Origin of the sequence: Mucilaginibacter kameinonensis (genome assembly GCF_003675385.1) — a bacterium.
Classification (GTDB): domain Bacteria; phylum Bacteroidota; class Bacteroidia; order Sphingobacteriales; family Sphingobacteriaceae; genus Mucilaginibacter; species Mucilaginibacter kameinonensis.
In genome coordinates, this window is the sequence record NZ_RCWZ01000001.1 from 873,654 (window position 1) to 892,569 (window position 18,916).

General features: G+C 44.2%; 16 protein-coding genes and 1 pseudogene. 6 read left to right on the top strand and 11 right to left on the bottom strand.

From position 1 onward, the window contains the following. Positions 1-185 precede the first annotated feature (185 nt). Positions 186-533 (top strand): 50S ribosomal protein L19, encoded by a 348-nt coding sequence (gene rplS, locus EAH55_RS03960; RefSeq protein ID WP_090532282.1) that lies wholly within the window; start codon positions 186-188, stop codon positions 531-533. Between the two features lie 740 nt (positions 534-1,273). Here the strand turns inward: rplS and EAH55_RS03965 are convergent. The 4 genes and pseudogenes from EAH55_RS03965 to EAH55_RS03980 form a co-directional block, all read right to left on the bottom strand. After that, a pseudogene (locus tag EAH55_RS03965) lies at positions 1,274-1,927 on the bottom strand (phosphatidylserine decarboxylase family protein); the annotation flags it as partial. A 26-nt stretch (positions 1,928-1,953) separates the two neighbouring features. Next, the gene (locus EAH55_RS03970) at positions 1,954-2,760 is read right to left on the bottom strand and encodes a phosphatidate cytidylyltransferase (protein ID WP_121808549.1); all 807 of its coding nucleotides are present in this window, start codon (positions 2,758-2,760) and stop codon (positions 1,954-1,956) included. After that, positions 2,757-2,969: a putative signal transducing protein gene (locus tag EAH55_RS03975; RefSeq protein WP_091210011.1), complete on the bottom strand. Its 213-nt coding sequence runs from the start codon at positions 2,967-2,969 to the stop codon at positions 2,757-2,759. The genes EAH55_RS03970 and EAH55_RS03975 overlap by 4 nt, the downstream gene beginning before the upstream one ends. Continuing rightward, positions 2,970-3,914, bottom strand: coding sequence for a CPBP family intramembrane glutamic endopeptidase (locus EAH55_RS03980; RefSeq protein ID WP_121808550.1), 945 nt, complete (start codon positions 3,912-3,914; stop codon positions 2,970-2,972). A 39-nt stretch (positions 3,915-3,953) separates the two neighbouring features. Here EAH55_RS03980 and dusB point away from each other — a divergent pair, with 39 nt between their 5' ends. Next, positions 3,954-4,946, top strand: coding sequence for a tRNA dihydrouridine synthase DusB (dusB, locus tag EAH55_RS03985; RefSeq protein ID WP_112571426.1), 993 nt, complete (start codon positions 3,954-3,956; stop codon positions 4,944-4,946). A gap of 45 nt (positions 4,947-4,991) precedes the next feature. Further along, the gene (gene apaG, locus EAH55_RS03990; RefSeq protein WP_121808551.1) at positions 4,992-5,378 is read left to right on the top strand and encodes a Co2+/Mg2+ efflux protein ApaG; all 387 of its coding nucleotides are present in this window, start codon (positions 4,992-4,994) and stop codon (positions 5,376-5,378) included. Positions 5,379-5,507: 129 nt separating this feature from the next. Here the strand turns inward: apaG and EAH55_RS03995 are convergent, their stop codons facing one another. Together EAH55_RS03995 and EAH55_RS04000 are read right to left on the bottom strand one after the other, a co-directional pair. Continuing rightward, positions 5,508-6,440 (bottom strand): YXWGXW repeat-containing protein, encoded by a 933-nt coding sequence (locus EAH55_RS03995; RefSeq protein ID WP_208644784.1) that lies wholly within the window; start codon positions 6,438-6,440, stop codon positions 5,508-5,510. 211 nt (positions 6,441-6,651) lie between these two features. Then, positions 6,652-7,362: a zinc metallopeptidase gene (locus EAH55_RS04000; RefSeq protein ID WP_223818068.1), complete on the bottom strand. Its 711-nt coding sequence runs from the start codon at positions 7,360-7,362 to the stop codon at positions 6,652-6,654. Positions 7,363-7,526: 164 nt separating this feature from the next. Here EAH55_RS04000 and EAH55_RS04005 point away from each other — a divergent pair, with 164 nt between their 5' ends. Together EAH55_RS04005 and EAH55_RS04010 are read left to right on the top strand one after the other, a co-directional pair. Beyond that, positions 7,527-8,669, top strand: coding sequence for an NAD(P)/FAD-dependent oxidoreductase (locus EAH55_RS04005; protein WP_121808552.1), 1,143 nt, complete (start codon positions 7,527-7,529; stop codon positions 8,667-8,669). 106 nt (positions 8,670-8,775) lie between these two features. After that, positions 8,776-10,434, top strand: coding sequence for a glutamine--tRNA ligase/YqeY domain fusion protein (locus EAH55_RS04010; RefSeq protein ID WP_121808553.1), 1,659 nt, complete (start codon positions 8,776-8,778; stop codon positions 10,432-10,434). A gap of 97 nt (positions 10,435-10,531) precedes the next feature. Here the strand turns inward: EAH55_RS04010 and EAH55_RS04015 are convergent, their stop codons facing one another. The 5 genes from EAH55_RS04015 to recQ form a co-directional block, all read right to left on the bottom strand. Beyond that, positions 10,532-11,092 (bottom strand): cysteine hydrolase family protein, encoded by a 561-nt coding sequence (locus tag EAH55_RS04015; RefSeq protein ID WP_121808554.1) that lies wholly within the window; start codon positions 11,090-11,092, stop codon positions 10,532-10,534. A gap of 49 nt (positions 11,093-11,141) precedes the next feature. Further along, complete coding sequence (locus tag EAH55_RS04020; RefSeq protein WP_121808555.1) at positions 11,142-11,450, bottom strand: hypothetical protein; 309 nt, start codon at positions 11,448-11,450, stop codon at positions 11,142-11,144. A gap of 72 nt (positions 11,451-11,522) precedes the next feature. Further along, positions 11,523-12,092 (bottom strand): Crp/Fnr family transcriptional regulator, encoded by a 570-nt coding sequence (locus EAH55_RS04025; RefSeq protein ID WP_121808556.1) that lies wholly within the window; start codon positions 12,090-12,092, stop codon positions 11,523-11,525. 219 nt (positions 12,093-12,311) lie between these two features. Then, positions 12,312-13,673, bottom strand: a complete 1,362-nt coding sequence (locus EAH55_RS04030) for a UDP-N-acetylmuramoyl-tripeptide--D-alanyl-D-alanine ligase (protein WP_121808557.1) — start codon at positions 13,671-13,673, stop codon at positions 12,312-12,314. A gap of 303 nt (positions 13,674-13,976) precedes the next feature. After that, the gene (gene recQ, locus EAH55_RS04035; RefSeq protein ID WP_121808558.1) at positions 13,977-16,148 is read right to left on the bottom strand and encodes a DNA helicase RecQ; all 2,172 of its coding nucleotides are present in this window, start codon (positions 16,146-16,148) and stop codon (positions 13,977-13,979) included. Positions 16,149-16,396: 248 nt separating this feature from the next. Here recQ and EAH55_RS04040 point away from each other — a divergent pair, with 248 nt between their 5' ends. Next, positions 16,397-18,904: a M14 metallopeptidase family protein gene (locus tag EAH55_RS04040; protein WP_121808559.1), complete on the top strand. Its 2,508-nt coding sequence runs from the start codon at positions 16,397-16,399 to the stop codon at positions 18,902-18,904. Positions 18,905-18,916: the final 12 nt, after the last annotated feature.

Below are 18,916 nucleotides of genomic sequence, written 5' to 3' on the forward strand. Positions count from 1 at the left end.
TATTGATCTCCATATGCAGCCTTACGAAGTTTTAAAACTTTGTAAGGCTGCATAAACCACAACCGGCTGTTAATAAAAAAACTAAATGTGGAAATTTTTAAATTTGACTTTCATTTATTGAAAATAATCCCTATACTTGCAATCCGATTTTTACGGGCTAAAAATCGCATTAAGAGCTTAAAATCATGGATTTAGTAAAATTTGTTGAAGAGCAATCAGTAGAAAAAAAGCAGCTTCCATCCTTCAAAGCTGGTGATACTGTAAGTGTTCACTATAAAATCAGAGAAGGAAATAAAGAACGCGTTCAGGTTTACCAAGGTGTGGTAATTCAACGTAACAGCGTTGGTGTAAGCGAAACTTTTACTGTGCGTAAAGTATCAAATGGCATTGGCGTTGAGCGTATCTTCCCTGTTAACTCTCCAAACATCGATAAAATCGAAGTTAACAGTGTTGGTAAAGTTCGTCGTTCTAAACTGTACTACCTGCGCGCCCTTACCGGTAAAGCAGCTCGTATCAAATCAAAACGCGTTTAACTTACCCAACCGCTTAGCGGTATATAAAAAATTAAAAGGCCTTTCTGAAAGAAATTTCGGTAAGGCCTTTTGCTATATGAAGGTTTTTGAAGTAATAGATGCCTAATCTATTGATATTCAAAGACGAAGGCCTTATCCCCCACACACAACCAAACTGCCCCGGGTTTGTAACCCGGGGTTACCACAGTTGAAGCTTTCAGCTTATGGAATATCTTTGAAGCTGACTGAATCACAGCTTACACTATCGCCAAACCTGTGAAAGCGCGACTACAAACCACGTCATTGCGAGGCACGAAGCAATCCCCGACTTTACAGGTTGGATTTGCATAGCCGCTTTGCTTATTGGGGATTGCTTCGTGCCTCGCAATGACGCTTTTATAATGCCATTCGTTATTCAAAATATTTTGTTTAAAGAGCACAAAAAAAGCAGATGAGTTACCCTCATCTGCTTTTATATAAATCGGTTGTGTTAATTATTCGCTATCCGCTTCTTCAGCTGCATCGTCAGCTTTTTTAGCTTTCGGAGTTGATGTTTTCTTCTTAGTAGTTTTCTCTACAGCATCTTCTTCAGCAGACGCGCTTTCAACAGCCTCAGGGTGATCAACTACTAATGATGGTGCCGGGGTAATACTATTCATGGTTGGTGCTTCTTCCACCAATACTGCGGGCTCAACTGGCGCAGCAGGCGCTTCAGTAACAGCAGCAGGCTTCTTAGCTGCCTTCACCGGCTCCGGGTCAACAAGCTCAGCTAATACGGTACGACCGCCTTTTACCACATCACCAATATTTACTAATATTTTAGTACCAAGCGGCAGGAAAACATCTACCCTCGATCCAAATTTAATGAACCCAAACTGCTGACCCTGATCAACAATATCTCCCTCTTTTACATACCATACAATACGACGGGCCAGTGCACCGGCTATCTGCCTGAACAATACGGTTACACCTTTGCTGTTTTCAATAGCGATGGTAGTACGCTCGTTTTCGGTTGATGACTTGGGATGCCAGGCCACCAGGTATTTACCTTTGTGGTATTTAAAATAGCTCACCACGCCTGCAATTGGGTTACGGTTTACGTGCACGTTAACCGGCGACATGAACACCGACAGCTGAATGCGTTTATCTTTTAAAAATTCGGTTTCTTCAGTTTCCTCTATCACTACAACCTTACCATCGGCAGGGCACAGGATAGTATTTTCGGCTGTTTCAATATCGAAGAACGGGCTGCGGAAAAACTGCAGGATGATCAAAAATAAAGCACCCGAAAAAATGTAAACTATCCATTTTAGGGTATGCGCGGTTGGCATGTAAAACTGTATCAGCGCATTTAAAACAAAAATGAACAGGATAGTAATAGCGAGTGAGGTATAGCCTTCTTTATGTATGGTCATTATTTATAGGGTTTAATACAAAACTACTAATTTGAAATTAAGTACAGGTATGCATATACAATTGGCGCGGCCATCAGCAGACCGTCAAACCTGTCGAGCAAGCCACCGTGCCCCGGTAATATGCCTCCTGAGTCTTTTACGTTCAGGCTCCGTTTGAACATGGATTCAACCAGGTCGCCCATGGTGCCAAAGTTTGAGATGATGAGCGACATGATGATCCAGTCAAAGCGATTGTACTCTGTATAAAAATTACTCAAAATATATGCCGCGAAAGCGCAGATTAAAATGCCGCCAATAAAGCCCTCCCATGACTTTTTAGGTGAATGCCTCTCAAACAGTTTATTACGGCCAAACTTGCTGCCTACCAGGTAAGCACCGGTATCGTTGCTCCACAGCATAATTAAAAAGCCGAGTGGTACGTGAAAGTTAAACACCCCGTCGCCACGCGTAAAAGCCATAGCATGAAAAAACATGAACGGCACTACAGCCATCAACAAGCCCAGATAAGTAAACCCGATATTGGTAAATGGGGCGTCAGATTTTTTGTACAACTCGCCTATCGGAATAAAGCTAAGCAGTATCGGCAACAGTATGATATATTTATATGCCGGAAAATAGCAATTAGCCGCGAAAAAGAAAAACAAGGTTACCCCGGCAAGTGCCCCGGTAAAACGCTCGGGCTGCATACCTCCCTGTTTAACCAGCTTATAAAACTCCAGCAGGCAAAACAAACTCAGCAACAGGTAAAAAACACTAAATACATAAGGGCCCAGCAAATTAGACCCAATCATTACGATAATAAAAAATAAGCCAGTGATGGCGCGTTGTTTCATATATTAATTTGATTGAGGATCATGATCTCAATGGCCTTACTAAAATCCTCCTGGTGAATATAAACCTCAATTTCGCCAAAATTTCGGTGCGATGAATCCTGCTTATTAAGCAAAACGGTGTCAATATGATGCCCGGTGAGCATCTGCTTAACAATTTCTGATTGGTAAAAATTAGTTGAAGTAAAAATTTTAACCCAGTTTTTTTCCATTTAACTCAAGAGCGGGCTTTTTCCTTTAGCAGTATTTCTGTACATAAAAAGCAAAATTAAAATAATTATTACGCTTAACGCATAGCTCTGATAATTAAAAACGTGCTGATCGTTAGGATCAAGCGTTATGCGCTTTTGCGAGTACAGGTACAGGATCACTACCTGGGTGGCATTATTTAAAAAATGCGCCCAAACGCTTGTCCAGATGCTGCCGCTCCACATCACAAAATAGCTAAAAAATACGCCCAATGCCACACGCGGCAAAAAGGTAAAAAACTCCATATGGAAAGCACTGAACAATATGGCCGTGATCCAGATAGCCGCATGCGGGTTTCCTGTCCACCTGATCATGATAGTTTGCAAGCATCCCCTGAATAAAAATTCCTCGGCAATGGCAGTTAATAAACCAACAACCAAAACCGCGAAAAGCATATCTGATATGGTCTTCATCTGCAGCATAGCTTCTGTAGCTTTTTGGGCCTGGGCCTCCATAGCACGCAAAGCATCTTCTAAGCTCTTTAACGGGGCCGGCAGTACCAATTTCTGATTAACATTTACCAGCACTTCCATCACCGGCGATGAGCAGATCATGATAGATAAGATCAGCAGCAACAATACAGGCGGAAATTTGGGAGTGACCTTTAGATAATCTACAGGCTCTTTTACTATAAAACGCGCAAAAATTACAGGGGTCAGGTACAGCGGCAAGGTAGTGCTGATGATCTGCAATGTCCACAAAGCCGCGCCAACATGCGGGTTGTGCACATTAAAGGTAAAAGTATCGGTAAGCGTTTGTGTTCCGAATATGGCACCAATAATCCCCGCGGCTATTAAACTACAGACAATCAGCAGCCCGATAGTTAGGGCAATCAGTATAATAAATTGTAAAGACGGCGTTATTTGACTTCTCTGTGGCTGAGGCACTTGAATTGGGTCTTTTATCATTCGATGTAAAATTCGTATTTTTGCAGGCTAAAGATAAGGATGTCTGTAAAAATAGGAAATATTGATTTAGGAGAGTTCCCGCTGTTGCTGGCGCCGATGGAGGACGTGAGTGATCCGCCGTTCCGTTATGTCTGCAAGCAAAACGGCGCGGATATGATGTATACAGAGTTCATTTCAAGCGAGGGCCTCATCCGCGATGCGGCAAAAAGCAGGCAAAAACTTGATATTTTTGAATACGAAAGACCTATCGGTATCCAGATTTTCGGGAGCGATATCGATCACATGCGCGAGGCTACCGAGATTGCTACGTTGGCCGGGCCCGACCTGATGGATATCAACTATGGCTGCCCTGTAAAACAGGTGGCTTGCCGTGGTGCAGGTGCAAGCTTATTGCAGGATATTGATAAAATGGTTGCCATGACCAAAGCGGTTGTTGAGGCAACACATTTACCGGTGACTGTAAAAACCCGCCTTGGCTGGGACGATAACACCAAAAACGTTTACGAAGTTGCCGAACGCCTGCAGGATGTTGGCATCAAGGCGCTTACCATACATGGCCGCACCCGTGCGCAGATGTATAAAGGCGTAGCCGATTGGGCGCTGATTAGGGATATTAAGAAAAACCCGCGTATAAAAATCCCCATTTTCGGCAATGGCGACATCGATTCGCCCGAAAAAGCCGCGGCATGGCGGATGGAATACGAGGTTGATGGCATGATGATCGGTCGTGCAGCTATCGGTTATCCGTGGATTTTTCGCGAAATAAAGCACTATTTTAAAACCGGCGAATACCTGGATAAGCCCACAATTGCCGAGCGCGTTGCTGCATGCAAAGCACATTTATACAAATCCATAGAATGGAAAGGGCCTAAAACAGGCATTTTTGAGATGCGCAGGCACTATTCTAACTACTTTAAAGGGATAGATCATTTTAAAGAGTTCAGGATGCGTTTTGTTACTGCCCCTGATCTTGAATCAGTTGACCAGATCCTGGCCGAGATTGAAGAAAAATATGCCATTGAAATGGCTTAATATTTGCTCCCTTTCTATATATTTGAAATAAACGATACTTGTCACATGGTTACCACTATTACTGAGGGTGTTAAGGTTTCCATAGAAACCATATATCAGCCGGAGTATTCAAACCCGGCAAACGATCATTTTATGTTTGCCTATAAGGTAAGCATCGAAAACATGACCAACTACGCCATCAGGTTGATGAGCCGCCATTGGTATATATTTGACTCTAACGGTGCAAAGCGCGAAGTGGAAGGAGAGGGTGTAGTGGGCCAACAACCGGTTATTGAACCGGGCCATACGCACGAGTATGTATCAGGCTGTAACCTTAAAACCGATATGGGCAATATGAAAGGCGAATATCACATGATCCGTTTACAGGATAACGCCAATTTCAATGTGCAGATCCCTGAGTTTTATCTGATAGCGCCGTATAGATTGAATTAAGAGTCAAGACAGCAAGATTCAAGAAACAAGATTTTAAAATATGAAGCCCTAACTGAATAAGCAGTTAGGGCTTCTTTATATAATGTACTTTGGGGGCAGTTGTTATTTCGGGGGATTAGTATTGTCAATTTAGCGTTGCCTTTCCCGGTGTTGCGCCGCCTGATGCCGTGCAGGCACCTGCCTCTGCGGTGTTCTGGCCCGTTGCTGATTTACTGGCCTTGGCTGGTTACCTTCAGGTCTTTGTTGATTATTCACCGGTTTGGGCTGATTGCTAACCGGATGATCCGTACTTTCTGAAGGGCGGGGCCTTGCGGGGGTATTGTCGGCATTGCTCCTTGAGGATGACCGGGCATTATTTCCGTCTGATGAAAAATGGTTTCCGTTAACCCTGTTCATAGCTGTAGTTACCGGCTGCCCATTATTTACCTTAGCAAACTGGCTCCTGTCTTTAACCGCTATCTGCCGGTGACTAACCTGGTCTGACGTTGGCTGTAAATGCGCATCCCTTTCAGCCGCGCGGTCCTGCGGTCTGGGTTGGGCAGTTACACCACCCGGGCCATTAAAGCTGTTATTATTTACCGTAACGTTATTTACAACTGTTTTATTGATATAGGTGTTGTGCACAACCGTATTATTAACATTCACAACGGCTGTATTGTACTGAAATGAATTACCGACCCAGCGACCGCCCACATAGCCGGTGCCAACATAACCGTAGCCATAGTTTACACCACCATAAAATCCAATATGCGGCCCCCAGTAGCCTTCATGGAAAACATATACAGCACCATTGTATCCCCAGTAACCGGGTGTCCATAAATATCCAACCCTTGGCGGGCTCACCCATACGCCGGGAACCCAATAATATCCACCATCCTGGTCATAAGCCCAATAACCGGGAGTCCATAAATATCCATCAACAGGGCAAGGCGGCTGTGTATATGTTGGTAAAACAGGCGGAGCGATATTAACTGACACACCTACACTGATTTGTGCATAGGTTTTAACGGATGCTATTGATACAATCAAAAGCACCATAAATACACTTGCTATCTTTTTCATAATCTCGATTTTACCCAAACCTACCTGTGCCACATGAACATTGCATTAAGTTTCGGCCTGTTAAATGAACGGATTATGAAGTTAGCCCCCCGGCCCCCTAAAGGGGGAGTGTAAGCGCCGTCTTATAAAATTCAAAGGCCCGTTTACAAATGAAACAGGCCTTTATAATTACTACAATTGTTCCCCCTTTAGGGGGTTAGGGGGCGTCCGCTTAATTCCTTCTGTTATTAAACAAAAACGAAGCATAGTATACCAAGGTTGCCAAAGCGCTCAGCGCGGCTACAACATAGGTCATGGCGGCCCACCATAGGGCGTCTTTTGCCATTTCATGCTCTTGTCCGGTTTGTACTACTGCATAATTGTTATCCAACCATGCCAAAGCACGGCGACTTGCATCAAACTCAACTGGCAGGGTTATGAAGCTAAAAAATGTAACCAGTGCCAATGCAGCTACCCCTACAGCCAAAACGTAAGGGCTACCAGAAAAGAACAGCAGCATGATACCGATAAACAAAGTCCACTGGGTAATGGTTGATGCCACATTAATAGCAGGCACCATAGCCGAGCGAAAACTTAGCCAGCCATAAGCTTCGGCATGTTGCACGGCATGACCGCACTCGTGCGCGGCAACCGCGGCGGCAGCTATACTCCTGCTGTAAAAAACATCGGTACTCAGATTAACTGTTTTTGTTTCGGGGTTATAATGGTCGGTCAATTGCCCTTCAACACAAATTACCTGTACATCAAATATACCATGAGCGCGCAGCATTTTCACGGCTACTTCCTGGCCCGATAAGCCCGACAACAAGCCAATTTCAGAATACTGCTTAAATTTACTCCTGAACCGCCATTGTACAATAAAGCTTACCAGGGCAACAATAATCATCAGGAACCAGGCCGAGTTAGGCGCTATGTATCCCATAATTAATGAAATGTGATTCATATGATTGATAAAAAATATATTTAAAACTAAGTAGTTTAAAACACGCTAAACGTTACAGCTCCTGTTCAAAAATTATTCCGCTTTACTTAAAGCCCCGGTAAATCATTACCTTTTTGTGTCCCAATTATTTATTTTTGACATTAATGGAGCCATCATTTTCATACTGGGAACGCACCGCATTTACCGACAATGCCGATGTAATTATCATTGGCAGCGGCCTCGTGGGCTTAAGCGCAGCGCTTCACATAAAAAAACAGCAACCGGCGCTAAAAGTTTTGGTATTGGAACGAGGCTTTTTACCATCCGGCGCCAGTACTAAAAACGCTGGTTTCGCGTGTTTTGGTACAGTTTCGGAGCAAATTGATTTAATAAATCAGTCATCCGAAGAGGACGCCATGCGCCTGGTTGCTTACAAATGGAACGGGCTTCAGCGTTTAAGGCAAAACCTGGGCGATGAGGCGATAGATTATCACCAGCATGGCGGCCACGAACTGTTCATGAATCATGAGGAAAACCATGCTCAGGAGTGTATCGATCAGATAGATCATCTCAATAAATTATTTCAGCAAGCCATTGGCCGGGCTGACATTTATGCAGTGGCTGATGAAAAAATTGCAGCATTTGGTTTAAAAAAAGTAAAGCATATCATTTATAACCCGTTTGAAGGACAGATCCACACCGGTAAAATGATGCGCGCCCTGCTCTACAAAGTATACGAACTCGGTGTATTGGTGCTTAATAATTGCAGTATCTCCGGTATTGAACAGGAGGATGACTATATCAGGTTAAACACCTCGCAAGGAGTTTTTAAAGCAGATAAAGTAATCCTGGCCACTAACGCCTTCGCAAGCCAGCTTTACCCCGAGCTTGATGTAGTACCCGGCCGGGGCCAGGTGATGGTTACTGAACCTGTTCCGGGATTGAAGCTAAAAGGCACCTATCATTTCAACCAGGGTTATTATTATTTCCGTAATATCGATAACAGGGTATTGTTTGGAGGAGGCCGTAATATTAACTACAAAGCCGAAGAAACCTGGGAGTTTGGCCATACAAACGAAGTGAAGGAACAACTGATAACCTATCTGAACGAAGTGATCCTGCCCGGTCAAAACGTAGCGATTGATTATTGGTGGAGCGGCATCATGGGTTTTGGGCAGGAAATCAGTCCTATAGTTAAACAAATACAGCCCGGTATCTTTTGTGCTGTAAGGTGCAATGGTATGGGTGTAGCTATGGGAAGTTTAGTGGGCGAGGAAGTGGCGGATTTGTTGTTGAAATCATTATAATATTCTGCCCGCAAAGGCGCGATTTTTCTTCTCCGGTTAACAGGACACTTCTTAGTGCACACCGCACAAAAATTTGTTACTTTTGCCCTTATTGCTATACTAATTTATGAGCGAAGAAAGATCACTGAACTTTATAGAGGAAATTGTTGAAGAAGACTTGGCTGCCGGTAAAAACGACAACCGTGTACTTACGCGTTTCCCGCCCGAGCCTAATGGTTACCTGCATATTGGCCACGCCAAGTCAATTTGCCTTAACTTTGGTTTGGCAAAAAAATATAATGGCCTCACCAACCTCCGTTTTGACGATACCAACCCCGTTAAAGAGGATATTGAATATGTTGACAGCATTAAAGAAGATGTAAAATGGCTTGGCTTTGATTGGGCCAATGAACTTTACGCTTCTGATTACTTCGACCAGCTATATAACTTTGCTGTCGGGCTGATCAAAAATAACCTGGCTTACGTTGACGACAGCACTGCCGAAGAAATTGCTGCTCAAAAAGGGACGCCAACCGAACCGGGTACGCCAAATCAATACCGCAGCCGCTCGGTTGAAGAAAATCTGCAGCTGTTTGCCGATATGAAGGATGGTAAATATCCTGATGGTGCCAAAGTACTGCGTGCAAAACTCGATCTTGCATCGCCAAACATGCACCTGCGCGACCCATTGATGTACCGTATAAAACATGCACATCACCACCGTACCGGCGATAAATGGTGCATTTACCCAATGTATGATTTCGCGCACGGACAGTCGGATGCTATTGAGGAAATCACACACTCTATCTGTACGCTGGAGTTTGTACCTCACCGTCCGCTATACGATTGGTTTATTGAACAACTGCATATCTTCCCGTCAAAACAATACGAGTTTGCCCGCTTAAACCTTAACTATACGGTGATGAGCAAGCGCAAGCTGCTGCAACTGGTTAACGAAAACTACGTTGATGGCTGGGACGATCCGCGCATGCCTACTATCAGTGGTTTACGCCGTCGTGGTTATACCCCGGCTTCTATCCGTGAGTTTTGCGAGCGTATCGGTGTAGCTAAACGCGAAAACATGATCGACGTTGGTTTGCTGGAATTCTGTATCCGCGAAGATCTGAACAAAACGGCATGGCGTCGTATGGCTGTGCTTGACCCGGTTAAACTGATCCTGGATAACTACCCTGAGGGCGAAACAGAAGTTATGCATGGCGAAAACAACCCGGAAGTTGAAGGCGGCGATGGCGGCAGGGATATTCCTTTCGGTCGTGAGCTGTGGATAGAGCGCGAGGACTTTATGGAAGTAGCACCTAAAAAGTTCTTCCGTTTAGGTATCGGTTTGATGGTGCGCCTTAAAAACGCTTATATCATCAAAGGCGAAAGCATTGTTAAAGATGCTGATGGCAATATCACCGAGATTCATTGCAGCTACCTGCCCGAGTCAAAATCAGGCAATGATACCAGCGGTATCAACGTAAAAGGCACCATCCACTGGGTAAGTGTTGAACACGCTAAAACTGCCGAGGTAAGGTTATACGATCGTTTATTCCAGGTTGAGGACCCATCAAACGAGGATGGCGACTTCAAGGACTACATAAACCCTAACAGCCTGCATGTACTATCAACCGTGTATATTGAACCAGACCTGGTTAATGCAGAGTTGGGCAAACCGGTTCAGTTTATGCGTAAAGGGTATTTTACCTTAGATAAAAACTCAACTCAGGATAAATTGGTATTTAACCGCACGGTTACACTGAAAGACGGTTGGGGTAAGAAATAAGCCCCCCGGCCCCCTAAAGGGGGAGTTTTTAATATTTTAAAGCGATTGAGCCAAAGCTTAATCGCTTTTTTATTGATCTCATCACAATGAGTGCATCTTATTTCGCCCAGTTACCTACGGTAACCACCTCTGCCTGACGAGGGAATATCTTAGTGATTAACAACTCATGTACTTCATTATCATTATCCGCGCAGCAATCTGTAACTATGGTAAGTTCGTAATCCTTATCAGATGCTTCGCGAACGGTTGATAAAACTACGCCGCCTGTGGCAATACCGGTTAACACAAGGTGGTTGATGTTAAAACTTCTCAATACCACTTCCAGGTCGCTGCCGGCAAAGGCGCTCACTCGTCGTTTGGTAACAATCAGTTCGCCTTCGGCCGGGGTCAGCTCCGGGATCACCTGCATAAACTGGTTCATATCGGCCCCTGCAAAGCGTTGTTTAGCTGCCGAGAAGCCCTTGTTGCGGCTGCTTACCTCGGGTGCGCCCGGCCTGAAACCAACCACTACATAAATTACTGGTATATTTTTGTTTCGGGCTGTAGTTATGGCTTTTTTCAGGTTAGCAATGAGCGATTCGGCATCAGGTATTGCACCTATAATCCCCACCTGCATATCCATAACCAGCAGGGCTGTATTTACTATATTTTGTTCCATTTTATGTTTTTATAGTTTATCAAATTAAAGCCTACATATATCGGCTTATTTATTCTTTATCCTTATGCTGGAAATGAGCACTCAACCAAAGACTAAGCACAGCAATCCCGAGGAAAAAAACGACCAGCGAAAGTAGACTATCCGTGCTTACATGCCCCGTCCGAAACAAAAGGAAACCAATAACAAGATTAAACAAAGCCCAGGCCATATTTACTGTAGCGGGAGAAAGCCCCTTGCCTGGCGGCTTAGCAAAAGGCGTAGGAAATTTATTCCCGGAAATGCCGCTAACAAAATGCGGAACAACGTTAGCTAAAAATGCGCCTGAGAAAAAACAGGCTATATACTGATACCAGATCATACTCAAAATTTTTATGGCAAAATTGAGGATTATGACGCAGTTACGCCTGTGACAATAATCACAATCGGCAAATCAGTTTTTGGAGCGGATCCTGCTCAAAGTTTCGCGGGTAACACCGATATAGGAAGCGAGTTGCGAGAGTGAGATCCGTTGAAGCAGCCGGGGATTATTCTTTTCGATAAAATGATACCGTTCGGCAGGTGTGTAGATCTTAAAAAGTTCGCTGTGCTCTTCGGAAGCCAGCAATAATCGCACGGCTACACGGCGTACAAACAATGCCACAAGCGGCAGGTCGATATGCTGAGCAGCGATTTTGTCCCAATCAAAAATATAAACAACCGCTTTTTCACCCGCCTCAATTGTGTACTCGGATGGACTACGGGACTTAAAACTCCTGAGGTTGGAAGTAAAGCCCTTTTCAAACGTAAAATTGAGATTAATAACTACGCCATCTTTATTATACCAGGTACGCAGATAGCCTTCATCAACAAAATAAAAATGCCGGCAAACCTGCCCCACTTCTAAAACCGCCTGGCCTTTTTTCAATTCATGCCGGGTAACACAGCTCAGTAACATAGATAAGTCCTCATCGGGCATATCCACAACGGTTTTGATGGCATTAATTAATGGCTCGTTATCCATTTAGCGATGCTCGAATGTTGTAAAGGTAGTAGAAAATGAGGGATTTTATATTTAAAGGATGACACTTCGTTAGCATCCGGATTTGCTTATTGCTATATAAATCACGTCATTATAAGTAACCATGAGGACTATTCAAAAAATCGCGATGACATATAAATAATATATTGCTTTGAGGCTTTGGAGTTATGGTCCTGCAATGACGTTTTTTATAAGGATATATTAAAACAACTCTACCAACCGCTCCAAAGCCATTCCTCTTGATCCTTTGATCAGTATGGTAGAATTGCTTATTGGCTGCGCTTTTAAGGCTGCGATGGCATCTTCGGCAGTTTCATAAAACTTATTGTCCATGGTCCATTGTCCATGGTCCATGGACTCAGACGCTGCTAAAAAATCTTTGCCAATAAAGATCCGTTCATCAACCGGTGTATCCATCGCCTTTTTAATTACTGCGGCGTGTTCAACTGCTGCTTCGGGGCCCATCTCAAACATATCGCCCAAAATAAGTACTTTCCTTTTCGCTTCAATTTTGTCTACGTTGTCGATAGCTACAAACATGCTGCTTGGGTTGGCATTGTAATAATCGCAAATGAGGGTATTGGTAGCCGTTTGCACAATTTGCGAGCGGTTATTTTTAGGTTGATAACCCTCAACGCCGGCATTAATTTCATTGGCCGGTAAACCGAGATAGGTACCGATACAAATCGCTACCAAAATATTGGGCAGATTATAGGTGCCGGTTAGCTGGGTTTTAACTTTATAACTATCGCCGGTTTTATTGTTGATCCACTCCAAAGTAAGCAAAGGAGAGTTTTCCAACAGTTCGCCGCTGATGAGGTTATCAATAGCATCGGTACCATAATAAACAACATGGTTAAGATGACGGGCATCTGCCATCTCCATTAAAACAGCATCATCACTATTAACAAAAACAGCATTCTGACTTCCCGACTTTCCGACTTCCGGACTTCCCGACTTCTCAAAATAATCATACAACTCCCCCTTACCCTTCTTCACACCCTCAACTCCACCAAAGCCTTCCAAATGAGCTTTCCCCACATTGGTAATTAAACCATGCGAAGGTTGAGCGATGCTACAAAGCAGCTCGATCTCTTTTTGATGATTCGCGCCCATTTCAATAACCGCTACTTCATGACTGGCATCAATAGTTAATATGGTAAGCGGTACGCCAATATGGTTATTTAAGTTACCCTGGGTAGCCTGGGTTTTAAAATGCTGGGACAGCACGGCATTGATCAGCTCCTTAGTGGTGGTTTTGCCATTTGTACCAGTAAGGCCAACAACCGGAATAGCAAGCTGACGGCGATGGTGGCGTGCTAGGTCCTGCAAAGTTGTTAACACATCCTCAACCAATAAATACTGTTCGCCTAATTGGTAATCGGGATTATCGATCACTGCGTAGGCGGCACCGGCCTCCACTGCTTTTTGAGCGAATGTGTTGGCATCAAACTTATCGCCCTTAAGCGCGAAAAACAGGCTGCCAGGAATGATCTTCCGGGTGTCGGTGCTGATTACGGGATGTTTGAGATATATATCGTATAGTTGGGTTGTGGTAGTCATGTGTGTTGAACAAATACAATTCAAAAATATATCATTATCATCTTACGCTCGTTTATAAACTCCAAATGTTGGGAAGATGAAAGCTGCTTGGAAAAACAAATAAAAACCATGTCATTGCGAGCGAAGCGTGGCAATCTCGTAGCCAATGCATGTCCGATCTGCATAGCTACGAGATTGCTTCGTCGTTCCTCCTCGCAATGACATATATTTTTACACCAGCGATCCCGCATTTTTCCTCTTCCCAACACTTGTGCTTGCAAACGAACGCAATGATATTCTCATCAAACTTAACAAAAATTATTCCTACCTCTTCATCCAGTCCATCACTGCCCTGATCTCGCCGTAGCTATAATCCTCGCCTAAAATCTCTTTTATGGGCGATAGCCTTTCAGCACCGTAGCTTTCGACAGCATCAGCAATAGCAGCTATTTTTTTCTGCGGAACAATTTCGGTAATATCCAGATCGCCGTTTTGTACATAATAACTCAGGTGTGTTTCTATGGTAGATGTAGTGAAACCGCGTTCAGCAGCTATTTCCACAATCGTTTTTCCGGAACGATATAGATTAAACGTTTCGGCTTTGGTATCACTGTTTCGCGAAGAAGTTTTGACTTGCCCTGTCGATTTCGTCTTACGCTCGCGCTTAGGCGATTTCTGTTTTATTTTTGAACCGAGGCTTTTCTCTGCACAATATTCCTTAACAGGTTGCAATAACTCGCGGCCATAGCGGGCCAGCTTGATGTCGCCGAAGCCAGATATCAATCGTAGTTCGTCCAAACTTTGCGGCAGGTAGGTGGCCATCTCCTGCAATGTGGCATCAGATACGATAACATATGCCGGCACATTTTCATTCTCGGCAATACCACGCCTAACCTCTCTTAAGCGGTTAAACAACGGAACTTCATGCGGTATACTTTCTTCGTGATGAACCTCTTCTACCTTTTCTATTTCAATAAACTCAATCTTCTGCCCGCCCTTTAAAACATCGGCGCTTAACGCGGTAAGTTTTAAAACCGGATATTCATCGCCTGCGGTTTGCAGGTAGCCCATGGTTACCAGTTCACGGATGTGGTGCTGCCAGTCGGCCTTGCTGATATCGGCGCCAATGCCGTAGGTTTTAAGCTGTTTATGCTCCTCGCGGATCTTATCACTTTTTGATCCGCGTAAAAAATCGACCACATAGTTTGCCCCGAAGCGTTCATTTAAACGGGCAACTGCAGAGAGCGCCTTTTGGGCTATCAGCGTACCATCAAAGCGTTTGTACTCGGTGAGGCAAACATCGCATGAGCCGCATTTAGCCGGAAATTCCTCGTCGAAATATTTCATGAGGTATTGTCGGCGGCAAGAAAGCAGCTGGCAATATTTTACCATATCATTAAGCTTGTTGAGCATGATCCGGCTTTGCTGCTCGTTACCTTCAACCTTTGCAAAGCCCTGCAGCTTCATTGCGTCGCCCGGCGAGTAAAGCAATAAAGCTTCAGATGGTAAGCCATCGCGCCCTGCCCTGCCTGTTTCCTGGTAATAGCCCTCAATGTTTTTAGGCAGATCGACATGCACCACGTAGCGCACGTTTGATTTGTTGATACCCATACCAAAGGCGATGGTAGCCACAATGATCTTTACATCATCGCGCAAAAAGGCCTCCTGGTTGCGGGCTTTTATTTCATTGCTTAATCCGGCATGATAGGCCTCCGCAGCAAAACCTTCATCCTTTAAATCTTCGGCCAAAGCTTCGGTAGATTTTCGGGAGAGGCAATAAATGATGCCCGACTCATCTTTATGCTCATTTAAAAAAGCGGTTAGCTGTTTAAAGCTGTTCTTTTTCGGCGTTACGCGGTAAGTAATATTTGCTCTATTAAATGAGGATACAAATATGGCCGGCGATTTAAGATTAAGCTTTTCAAGTATATCCTTCTGAGTGAGCTTATCGGCCGTAGCTGTAAGTGCGATAACCGGTACCGACGGAAATTCTTCTTTAAGCCCGGCAAGCATCAGGTATTCGGGTCTGAAATCATGGCCCCATGATGAGATACAATGCGCCTCGTCTATTGCTATTTGCGCTACTTTCAGCGTTTTTAAAAAAGGGATCAGCTTGTTGTCTTTATTCTCCTTGCTTTCGGCACTGAACAAGCGCTCTGGCGCAAGATAAAGCAGTTTGATCTCGTTGTTCCGAAGCTGGTTAACCAGGATCCGTGTTTCTTCGGGATTTAATGACGAATTGAGGAAAGCTGCCGGGATGCCATTCACATTAAGACTATCTACCTGGTCTTTCATCAACGCAATAAGCGGCGATATTACTATGGTAAGGCCATCTAACAATACAGCAGGCAGTTGGTAGCACAATGATTTGCCACCGCCGGTAGGCATCAGTGCCATTACATCCTGCCCTTTCAGGATATTTTGAATGATTGCTTCCTGCTCATGCCGGAAAGCACTATAACCAAAATATTTTTGCAGGGCCTGGATAGGTGTCATGTTTGTTGATATGCTTTCAAATGTGCAGATATGCAAATGTGCAGATTTCAGAAAGATTTCGGATGTGCAAATTTCATATGTACATATTTTTTATGCGAAAGCGGCATATAATTGCATTTTCTCATTTGCATATCTGCACATCTAAAATTTGCACATTCAAACAATCTGCACATCTGAAATTTGCACATCTGCCAATATTTTGTGCATATTAGCTTATCTCTTTTCTCCCACACATTATTATATAATATATGATAAAAAGACATTTACTTCTCTTTGTATTTATAGGCTTTTTTTGTTCAGCCTTTGCGCAAAAGATCCAGTCGCCGCAGGAGTTTCTGGGTTACAAGCTGGGAGAGCATTTTACCCCGCATTACCGCATTGTCGAATATTTTAGATATGTGGCCTCCGTTTCAAAAAACGTAAAGCTACAGCAGTTCGGTACTACCAACGAGGGCAGGCCACTATTGGCAATGTTTATCGCATCCGACGAGAATATCGGTCGCCTGGAAGAGATCCGTCATAATAACCTTAAACTGGCCGGTGTTGAAAGCGGCGGCGGCAGCACATCTATGCCGGTGGTTACCTGGCTGAGCTATAACGTACATGGTAATGAGCCTGCATCAAGTGAAGCCTCCATGTGGACTTTATTTGACCTGGTTGACCCGGCAAACACGGCTACCAAAGCCTGGCTTAAAAATATGGTCGTAGTTATCGACCCATGTCTAAACCCCGATGGCCGCGACCGTTATGTGAACTTTTATAATTCGGTGGTAGGCTCTGCACCTGATGCTAACCCAACTTCGCGCGAGCATGTTGAACCATGGCCGGGCGGCAGGGTTAATCATTTTTACTTTGACCTTAACCGCGATTGGGCATGGCAGCAGCAAAAAGAAACCCAGGCAAGGGTAGGTTTGTACAATCAATGGTTGCCGCAGGTGCATGTTGATTATCATGAGCAGGGTTATAACGCGCCTTATTATTTTGCCCCGGCAGCCGAGCCATATCATAAGGATATTACGCAGTGGCAGCGCCAGTTCCAGGTTACTATTGGTAAAAACAACGCCAAGTATTTTGACCAGAATGGCTGGATGTATTTTACCAAATATGAGTTCGACCTGTTGTACCCTTCTTATGGCGACACTTATCCTTTATATAACGGTTCAATAGGGATGACGTACGAGCAGGGCGGCATCAGCGCGGGTTTGGCTGTGGTTACACGTGCCGGCGATACCCTTACCCTGGTGCAACGGGTTGCTCATCATCATTCAACGAGCTTAAGTACGCTGGAGATAGCCTCGCTCAATACACAAAAACTTTTGGACGAGTACAAAAAGTTTTTTGATAACAACCGCAACAATCCTCCGGGCGAGTACAAGACCTATGTTTTTAAAAACGATAACAATAATAAAATAAACGCACTGGCAAAAATGCTGGAGCGTAATGGTATTCAGTATGGATTTGGTTTAGCCAATAAAACGGTAACCGGCTTTAACTATATCACACAAAAAACGGAGCAGTATAATGTTGGCACGAATGACCTGGTAATTAATGCCTATCAGCCTAAAGCTGTGTTGCTGCATGTGCTGCTTGAACCTAAAACCGTTATCCCGGATTCGGCTACCTATGATATCACCGCATGGTCGCTGCCCTATGCCTATGGGTTGAAAGCTTATGGCGTGAAAGAATCATTTAAACCGGCTAATGCAAAATGGAATGTGGCTGAACCGGGCCCATTAACCAATACGCATGCTTATGCCTATGTATCGGCATGGCAGTCGGTTAATGATGTGAAATTTTTAGCTGCCTTGTTAAAAAAGAAAATCAAAGTACGCTATGCCGAGAAACCTTTTGAAGTAGGCGGCAAGCAATTTACAGCCGGATCGTTGATTGTAACCCGTGCAGGAAATGACAATGCCGATTTTGATCAGATCGTAACCCAAACTGCGGCTTCGCTTAACCAGGAGATCACTGCTATTTCAACAGGCTTTGTTGATAAAGGATCGGATTTTGGGTCGGATGCGGTTAGGGCTATCCGTCAGCCAAAGGTGTTGTTGGTGGCAGGCGATGGTGTTAACTCTGAAGCTATGGGTGAAGTTTGGCATTTGTTTGAGGCGCAGATAGGATACCCTATTACTTTGGTTCGTTACCAGGACCTTGGTCGCACAAAACTTGGAGAGTTTGATGTGGCTATTTTCCCTGACGGACGTTATGATGATTTCCCTTCAGAGAAACTTCAAAACTGGGTACGCGATGGTGGTAAGCTCATCGCTATGGAAAATGCAGTATCGTTACTGGTTGATAAAAAAGGTATCCTGCTCAAACGTAAGGAAGAGAAAAAGGACGATAAAGAAAAAGACAAGGAAAAGGATAAACCGGTTAAATTATATGGCGACCGTGAGCGCACGGCTATCAGCTCATCTATCCCAGGCGCTATATATAAATTAAAGCTTGACAATACCCACCCACTTGGCTTCGGTTTGCCTGACTATTATTATTCGCTAAAGCTGAATGATGATATTTATGACCTGTTTAGCGACGAAGACGGCTGGAATGTAGGCACTATTAAAAAAGATGGCTATGTATCGGGCTTTGTGGGTTACGAATCAAAGAAGAAAATCAACAATGGTCTTCTCCTCGGTGTACAACCTATGGGCCGTGGCTCAGTAGTTTATATGGTTGATGACCCCCTGTTCCGCAGTTTCTGGGAAAACGGGAAGCTGTTATTCAGTAACGCCGTGTTTATGGTGGGGCAGTAGTGCCCCCCAGCC